Origin of the sequence: uncultured Escherichia sp., from assembly GCF_948475835.1 — a bacterium.
Lineage (GTDB): Bacteria > Pseudomonadota > Gammaproteobacteria > Enterobacterales > Enterobacteriaceae > ECMA0423.
This window is the reverse complement of the sequence record NZ_CAOLGM010000154.1, coordinates 1-8,481: the sequence shown is the minus strand read 5'-3', so window position 1 is coordinate 8,481 and position 8,481 is coordinate 1. Positions and strand designations below refer to the sequence as shown.

The 8,481-nt window shown below is 51.3% G+C and carries 5 protein-coding genes and 2 pseudogenes; 4 read left to right on the top strand and 3 right to left on the bottom strand.

Annotated features, from left to right (window positions below; genetic code table 11):
- From tssI to cusR, 3 genes are all read right to left on the bottom strand, one after another.
- On the bottom strand, positions 1–687 hold a 687-nt coding region (tssI, locus tag QZF50_RS21030), incomplete at its 3' end, for a type VI secretion system tip protein TssI/VgrG (RefSeq protein WP_290388974.1).
- Positions 688–1,423: 736 nt separating this feature from the next.
- Positions 1,424–2,872: a Cu(+)/Ag(+) sensor histidine kinase CusS gene (cusS, locus tag QZF50_RS21025; RefSeq protein WP_000253830.1), complete on the bottom strand. Its 1,449-nt coding sequence runs from the start codon at positions 2,870–2,872 to the stop codon at positions 1,424–1,426.
- Complete coding sequence (gene cusR, locus QZF50_RS21020) at positions 2,862–3,545, bottom strand: copper response regulator transcription factor CusR (protein ID WP_000770941.1); 684 nt, start codon at positions 3,543–3,545, stop codon at positions 2,862–2,864. Before cusR ends, cusS begins: the two co-directional genes overlap by 11 nt.
- Positions 3,546–3,701: 156 nt before the next feature.
- On the opposite strand from cusR, the pseudogene cusC reads away from it, so the two are divergent.
- The 4 genes and pseudogenes from cusC to cusA form a co-directional block, all read left to right on the top strand.
- Positions 3,702–5,084, top strand: a pseudogene (cusC, locus tag QZF50_RS21015) (Cu(+)/Ag(+) efflux RND transporter outer membrane channel CusC).
- Positions 5,085–5,107: 23 nt separating this feature from the next.
- A complete protein-coding gene (cusF, locus tag QZF50_RS21010; protein ID WP_000709865.1) occupies positions 5,108–5,440 on the top strand; it encodes a Cu(+)/Ag(+) efflux RND transporter periplasmic metallochaperone CusF in 333 nt (110 codons plus the stop codon).
- A gap of 15 nt (positions 5,441–5,455) precedes the next feature.
- A complete protein-coding gene (gene cusB / locus QZF50_RS21005) occupies positions 5,456–6,679 on the top strand; it encodes a Cu(+)/Ag(+) efflux RND transporter periplasmic adaptor subunit CusB (protein WP_000717163.1) in 1,224 nt (407 codons plus the stop codon).
- Positions 6,680–6,690: 11 nt separating this feature from the next.
- Positions 6,691–8,481 (top strand): annotated as a pseudogene (gene cusA, locus QZF50_RS21000) (Cu(+)/Ag(+) efflux RND transporter permease subunit CusA); the annotation flags it as partial.

Here is an 8,481-nt window from a genome sequence, read left to right as displayed (position 1 = left end):
GTCTTTGGTCACCACGGAAGAAGGGCGGATTTGTGCGCTGTAGCGGAACTGGCTGATGCAGAGGGTGCTCACCTCGGTACGGGTGTTCGGATTCCAGGGGATCTCAAAGGACTCCGGCAGATAACGCACGGTGTCGCACAGGACCAGGCTCTGGTCGGTACTTTTTTGCGCGTGCTCCTCATAAAAGAAGATGCCTTCCTCCGCCGCCATCCGGCACAGGAAATCGTAATCGGTTTCGCCGTACTGGACACAAAACTCACGGGAAGGATGCGGCTCGCTGAACAGCGGACTCCACTCGGTCACACCGTTTTCCTTCAGGATCGTAGCGAGGATGCTTTCGATGTCCTCATTCTGGAAGATACGGAAGTTCTGGCGCAGCCCTGTGCGCCACAGCGGCGGGCACACCTTCATGCTGTACAGCATCTGGTTTTTGTCGTTCTCCCCGAGTTCAAACCAGGTCACCACGCCTTTCACCCGGCGCTGTACTTCATCGCCCTGCCATATCGTCAGGTAGGCCATTTTGTCCAGCACCTGCGCAAATTCAAGGGAGAGAAACTGCTGGCTGACCAGGGAGAGATCGAGGGAAAAGAGCGAAGAGAGTGACTGGTTCAGATGAAAGGAAACCACCGCAAAAGCATCCGGCGGCAGGCCGTCCACTTCCAGTGTGAAACGTAATCCGGTTGACATAGCAACCTCCAGTAAAATGAATAATGATCCGTACCGTACAACTGCGGATAATGTGATAAGCGGGACGACTTCAGACGTTATTAGGGAAGGAACAGAAAATGCTATGGTTATGTGAGAATTTTGTTTAAATATTACTTTACAGAAACGGGTGTCTGTTCAGTCAAAAAAATAATCACAAGCTCAACCTCTTGTTTCTTGGCGTTATTCAGGACAGGTACGCATATCACAACGAGTAACAAAAACGCAAAGTTAAACCAATATTCATAATATATTTTTATTCACAGCAATAAATAATCCAATTAACATTATTAAAATGAATGATTGCATAAGAAATATATGCTACCGCTCCACCCTGATAACATGATCTGCACATTGCACATCTTAACGTTGTTAAATACTGGCTCAATAGTGGATATTTTAAATTAGGAATTTATCAAATTCACTTGATAAATAGATTGAGTGAATAATATAACAATTAATGATGATTAATCGCGATTAAATTATTCATTGCTTTATATGATAGATGGCTTGTTTATAACGATGAAAATTTAGAAAGGGCATTGTGATCTACAATTGGAAGAAACACAGATTTAACTAAGTTTCATATACAAACATCTCGTGAAACTTTGAAAAATAAAAGCCTTCGATATTTCATATGTTTAATAAGTTTTTCTCTAATTTGTTGATCAACAATACCAGGAGGTGATGCACCACGCCCTGAATTTGAACTTAATAATCACTCTCTCTCCGGCAGCATAATCACAAACCTTGTCCCCCGCGCATCTGACGTTACCGCAACCGTGCCTTTATGCGCGACAACAATCGATTTCACTATCGCCAGCCCAATACCGCTACCTTCACCTTTTCGCTGGCGGGAAGGGTCAACGCGATAGAAACGGTCAAACAATCGCGGTAAGTGCTCGGGCGCAATGGGCGTACCGGGGTTTTCGACGGAAACTTGCACCTGATGATTGACCGTCTGGCAGCGCACTACAATAGCCTCACTGGGTGGCGTATAACGCAGGGCATTAGAAAGCAGGTTGCTTAACGCCCGACGCAGCATCAGCGGATCGCCCGCAACCTGACATTTGTCGCCAACAAACCGCAACTCCACGCCGCGATCTTCCGCTAACGCCTCGAAAAAATCGAACACTTTGCCGACTTCATCCGCCAGGTTGAGCATTTTCTTTTCGGGGATTAGCTGGTTGTTATCGGCCTGAGCGAGAAACAGCATATCGCTGACCATTTTCGCCATTCGCGTCAGCTCTTCGAGATTAGAGTAGAGCACATCTTCCAGCTCCTTCTGGCTGCGAGACTGGCTGAGGGCGATTTCCGTTTGCGTGATGAGATTGGTAATCGGCGTGCGAATTTCGTGAGCGATATCCGCTGAGAAATTGGACTGGCGGGTAAAGACATCCTCAATACGCTCGATCATATGGTTGAACGACAGTACCAGCTGTTCCAGCTCAATGGGCACGGTCTGCGGGTCAAGGCGAACGTCGAGATCTTTCGAGGTGATATTCTGGATTTGACGGCTGACGCTGCGGATCGGCGCGTGACCTTTATGTACCGCCAATAGCACGATAAAGACGATCAGGATGCTGATGACAGATGCGGTCATAATAAGTTTATTCATCAAATCATTTATGTAATGAAGATGAAAATCGATCGAAAGCGCGATGTAGAGCGTATAAATCGGTTTGCCGTCCACCAACGGGCCAACCGGCAAGTTAATCATCCGCCAGTTGCTGTGTTCCATATGCCCGTGACCGTGGCCTGGCATCATCATCGTCGGGCCGGAAAGGAGATACACCTCACCGCCCCGCGCGTCTTTATCGGGTATGGCGTCACGCGTAAACTCGCGGATATCCGGCGCACCGGGGGAGTGATACACCGTTTTGCCGTGGCTATCTGCCAGGGAAATCAACACGTTGGAATAACCACTGACGATATCTTCCAGCGTCATTAAGCGTCGGGCTTGCGTCTCGTCAGGATGATTAAGTACCCGTTCAAGGGTGGCGCTAATTTCTTTTAAATCATTAATATCCTGCTCGGCAAAATGCACTTTCACTGAGTGGATCATGATCCATGCAAAGGCGAAAAACGCCGCGATGGTGGCCAGGCTGATAAAAAAGGTCAGACGGGTTGCCAGCGAAAACGGGCGCTGAAATGGCTTACTGACCATCCGGCACCTCAAGCATATAGCCCACGCCGCGCACGGTCTGAATCAGCTTCGGCTCAAAGTCGTTGTCGATTTTGCCGCGTAGCCGCTTCACCGCCACATCAATGGCGTTAGTGTCGCTGTCGAAATTCATGTCCCACACCTGCGAGGCGATAAGCGAGCGGGGCAGCACTTCGCCCTGATGGCGGAGAAAAAACTCCAGCAGAGTAAACTCTTTACTGGTCAAAGTGATGCGCGTGCCGCTGCGGGTGACTTTGCGGCTGACGAGATCGACCATCAGGTCGGCAACCTGAAACTGACTTTCGATAATTACCGCCGCCCCGCGCCGCAGGAGAGTGCGCACCCGCGCCAGCAGTTCAGCAAAAGCGAATGGTTTCATCAGGTAGTCATCTGCCCCCAACTCCAGCCCCTTGACGCGATGTTCAATGGTGCCAAGCGCGGTAAGCAACAGAATCGGCATCCCTTTATTGGCGGAGCGTAACATGCGCACGATATCCCAGCCGTTCACGTCCGGCAGCATAATATCGAGGATTATCAGATCATAATCACCGGTCATCGCCAGATGGTAGCCATTCAGCCCGTTGTCGGCCAAATCGACCACAAAACCGGCTTCGGTTAACCCTTTGGTCAAGTATTCTCCGGTTTTCTTTTCATCTTCGACAATCAACAGTTTCATATTTCCTCCGCATGTTGCCCGGGCAATTCTAGAGTAGCGGGATCAGATGGCAATCGCTTATTGGCAAAATGACAATTTTGTCATTTTCCTGTCACCGGAAAATCAGAGCCTGGCGAGTAAAGTTGGCGGCATAAAATCATCAGAAATTATGAGCCTATGTCTCCTTGTAAACTTCTGCCATTTTGTGTGGCCCTTGCGCTAACCGGTTGTTCACTGGCACCGGATTATCAGCGCCCGGCAATGCCCGTACCGCAGCAGTTCTCACTCAGCCAGAACGGCCTCGTTAACGCAGCAGATAACTATCAGAACGCGGGCTGGCGCACCTTTTTTGTTGATAATCAGGTGAAGACGCTGATTAGCGAGGCGCTGGTGAATAACCGGGATTTGCGCATGGCGACGCTGAAAGTGCAGGAGGCACGGGCGCAATATCGTCTGACCGATGCCGACCGCTACCCACAGCTCAATGGCGAGGGCAGCGGCAGCTGGAGCGGTAATCTTAAAGGGAATACCGCCACGACACGGGAGTTTTCGACCGGCCTTAACGCCAGCTTTGACCTCGATTTTTTCGGTCGCTTAAAGAACATGAGCGAAGCCGAGCGCCAAAATTATTTAGCCACTGAGGAAGCTCAGCGCGCGGTGCATATTCTGCTGGTTTCTAATGTCGCGCAAAGCTATTTCAATCAGCAACTGGCGTATGCGCAATTGCAAATAGCTGAAGAAACGCTGCGTAATTATCAGCAGTCATATGCGTTTGTCGAAAAACAACTGTTGACAGGTAGCAGTAATGTTCTGGCGCTGGAACAGGCTCGCGGGGTGATAGAAAGTACCCGCAGCGACATCGCTAAACGTCAGGGGGAACTGGCGCAGGCGAATAATGCATTGCAACTGTTGCTGGGAAGCTACGGCAAGCTGCCGCAAGCGCAGACAGTAAACAGCGACAGCCTGCAAAGCGTTAAATTACCGGCGGGCTTGTCGTCGCAAATCTTATTGCAGCGCCCGGATATTATGGAAGCTGAACACGCGTTAATGGCGGCTAATGCCAATATTGGGGCCGCACGCGCGGCATTTTTCCCATCTATAAGCCTGACCAGCGGAATATCAACCGCCAGCAGCGATCTGTCGTCATTATTTAACGCCAGCAGCGGGATGTGGAATTTTATTCCTAAAATTGAGATCCCCATTTTTAATGCCGGACGCAACCAGGCCAATCTGGATATCGCCGAAATTCGCCAGCAGCAGTCGGTAGTGAATTATGAATAGAAAATCCAGAACGCCTTTAAAGAAGTGGCAGATGCGCTGGCATTACGTCAAAGCCTGAACGATCAAATTAGCGCCCAGCAGCGTTATCTGGCATCGCTGCAAATTACTTTGCAACGGGCGCGGGCATTATATCAGCACGGCGCAGTAAGTTATCTGGAAGTGCTGGATGCCGAACGTTCGTTATTTGCAACCCGACAAACTTTACTTGACCTGAATTATGCCCGTCAGGTTAACGAAATTTCTTTATATACCGCACTTGGTGGCGGTTGGCAGCAATAACTTTTAACTCCAGGAGAGAATAAATGAAAAAAGCACTGCAAGTCGCAATGTTCAGTCTGTTTACCGTTATTGGCTTTAATGCCCAGGCTAACGAACATCATCATGAAACCATGAGCGAAGCACAACCACAGGTTATTAGTGCCACTGGCGAGGTAAAGGGTATTGATCTGGAAAGCAAAAAAATCACCATCCATCACGATCCGATTGCTGCTGTGAACTGGCCGGAGATGACCATGCGCTTTACCATCACCCCGCAGACGAAAATGAGTGAAATTAAAACCGGCGACAAAGTGGCGTTTAATTTTGTCCAGCAGGGCAACCTTTCTTTATTACAGGATATTAAAGTCAGCCAGTAACCCAGGTTTAATGAGATGAAAAAAATCGCGCTTATTATCGGCAGCATGATCGCGGGCGGTATTATTTCTGCGGCAGGTTTTACCTGGGTTGCAAAGGCGGAACCGCCTGCAGAAAAAACGTCGACCGCAGAACGTAAAATCTTATTCTGGTACGACCCGATGTATCCCAATACGCGGTTCGATAAACCAGGTAAATCGCCGTTTATGGATATGGATCTGGTGCCGAAATATGCCGATGAAGAGAGTTCTGCGTCTGGTGTGCGCATTGACCCGACTCAGACGCAGAATCTGGGGGTGAAAACGGCTACCGTCACGCGCGGACCGCTGACTTTTGCCCAGAGTTTCCCGGCGAATGTCAGTTACAACGAGTATCAGTATGCCATTGTGCAGGCTCGCGCTGCCGGGTTTATCGACAAGGTGTATCCGCTTACCGTGGGCGATAAAGTACAAAAGGGCACACCGCTTCTCGACCTGACCATTCCTGACTGGGTGGAAGCGCAGACTGAGTATTTACTGCTGCGCGAAACCGGCGGTACGGCGACCCAGACTGAAGGCATTCTTGAGCGGCTGCGACTGGCGGGAATGCCGGAGGCGGATATTCGCCGCCTGATCGCCACGCAAAAAATCCAGACTCGCTTTACGCTCAAAGCGCCCATTGATGGCGTGATCACCGCGTTTGATCTGCGCGCGGGAATGAATATCGCCAAAGATAACGTGGTCGCGAAAATTCAGGGTATGGACCCGGTGTGGGTCACTGCTGCGATCCCGGAGTCCATCGCCTGGCTGGTGAAAGATGCCTCGCAGTTTACCCTCACCGTTCCGGCGCGACCGGATAAAACACTCACCATCCGCAAATGGACGCTGCTACCTGGTGTGGATGCCGCGACCCGCACGCTGCAGCTGCGTCTGGAAGTCGACAACGCCGACGAGGCGCTAAAACCGGGCATGAACGCCTGGTTGCAACTCAACACCGCCAGCGAACCGATGCTGCTCATTCCGTCACAAGCGCTGATTGATACCGGCAGCGAACAGCGGGTGATTACCGTTGATGCCGACGGGCGCTTTGTACCGAAACGCGTTGCTGTTTTCCAGGCATCGCAAGGCGTCACCGCATTACGCTCTGGTCTGGCGGAAGGTGAAAAGGTGGTTTCCAGCGGCCTGTTCCTGATTGATTCCGAAGCCAATATTTCTGGCGCACTGGAGCGGATGCGCTCTGAAAGTGCTACCAATGCGCATTGAGGGAATAACCAATGATTGAATGGATTATTCGTCGCTCGGTGGCGAACCGTTTTTTGGTGCTGATGGGCGCGTTGTTTCTGAGCATCTGGGGCACCTGGACCATCATTAATACGCCAGTGGATGCGCTGCCGGATCTCTCCGATGTGCAGGTTATTATTAAAACCAGCTATCCCGGTCAGGCACCACAAATCGTTGAAAATCAGGTGACTTATCCGCTAACCACCACCATGTTGTCGGTGCCTGGCGCGAAGACTGTGCGCGGTTTCTCACAGTTTGGCGACTCTTATGTGTATGTCATTTTCGAAGATGGCACCGATCCGTACTGGGCGCGTTCGCGGGTGCTGGAGTACCTCAACCAGGTACAGGGTAAGCTGCCTGCGGGAGTCAGCGCCGAGCTGGGGCCAGATGCCACGGGTGTTGGCTGGATCTATGAATATGCACTGGTGGATCGCAGCGGTAAGCACGATCTGGCCGATTTACGCTCATTACAGGACTGGTTTCTCAAATATGAGCTGAAAACCATCCCTGACGTTGCGGAAGTGGCGTCGGTGGGCGGTGTGGTGAAAGAGTATCAGGTGGTTATCGATCCCCAGCGCCTGGCGCAGTATGGCATCAGTCTCGCCGAAGTAAAAAGCGCGCTGGATGCTTCAAACCAGGAAGCGGGCGGTTCGTCGATCGAACTGGCGGAAGCGGAATATATGGTGCGCGCCAGCGGCTATCTGCAAACGCTCGACGACTTTAATCACATCGTTTTAAAAGCCAGTGAAAATGGCGTGCCCGTTTATCTGCGTGATGTTGCGAAGGTCCAGATTGGCCCGGAGATGCGCCGGGGCATTGCCGAACTGAATGGCGAAGGTGAAGTGGCGGGCGGGGTGGTGATCCTGCGATCCGGCAAAAACGCCCGAGAAGTGATCGCCGCCGTGAAGGACAAACTGGAAACGCTGAAAAGTAGTCTGCCGGAAGGCGTGGAGATAGTTACAACATACGATCGCAGCCAGCTCATTGACCGCGCCATCGACAACCTCAGCGGCAAGTTGCTGGAAGAGTTTATTGTGGTGGCGGTAGTCTGTGCGCTGTTTCTCTGGCATGTGCGCTCGGCGCTGGTGGCGATTATTTCGTTGCCGCTGGGGTTGTGTATTGCTTTTATTGTCATGCACTTCCAGGGACTGAATGCCAATATTATGTCGTTGGGTGGCATTGCGATTGCCGTCGGGGCGATGGTCGATGCCGCTATCGTCATGATCGAAAATGCACATAAACGGCTGGAAGAGTGGCAGCACCAGCATCCTGACGCCACGCTGGATAATAAAACGCGCTGGCAGGTGATCACCGATGCGTCTGTTGAAGTGGGGCCGGCGCTATTTATCAGTCTGCTGATTATCACGTTGTCGTTTATCCCGATCTTCACCCTGGAAGGGCAGGAAGGGCGTCTGTTTGGCCCGTTGGCGTTCACCAAAACGTATGCGATGGCGGGTGCGGCGCTGCTGGCGATCGTAGTGATCCCGATCCTGATGGGCTACTGGATCCGTGGCAAAATTCCGCCGGAAAGCAGTAACCCGCTCAATCGCTTTTTGATTCGTGTTTATCATCCGCTGTTGCTGAAAGTACTGCACTGGCCGAAAACCACGCTGCTGGTGGCGGCGCTTTCGGTGCTGACGGTTCTCTGGCCGCTCAATAAAGTTGGCGGGGAATTTTTACCGCAGATCAATGAAGGCGACTTGTTGTATATGCCATCGACGCTGCCGGGGATTTCCGCAGCAGAGGCGGCGAGTATGCTGCAAAAAACCGACAAGCTAATTATG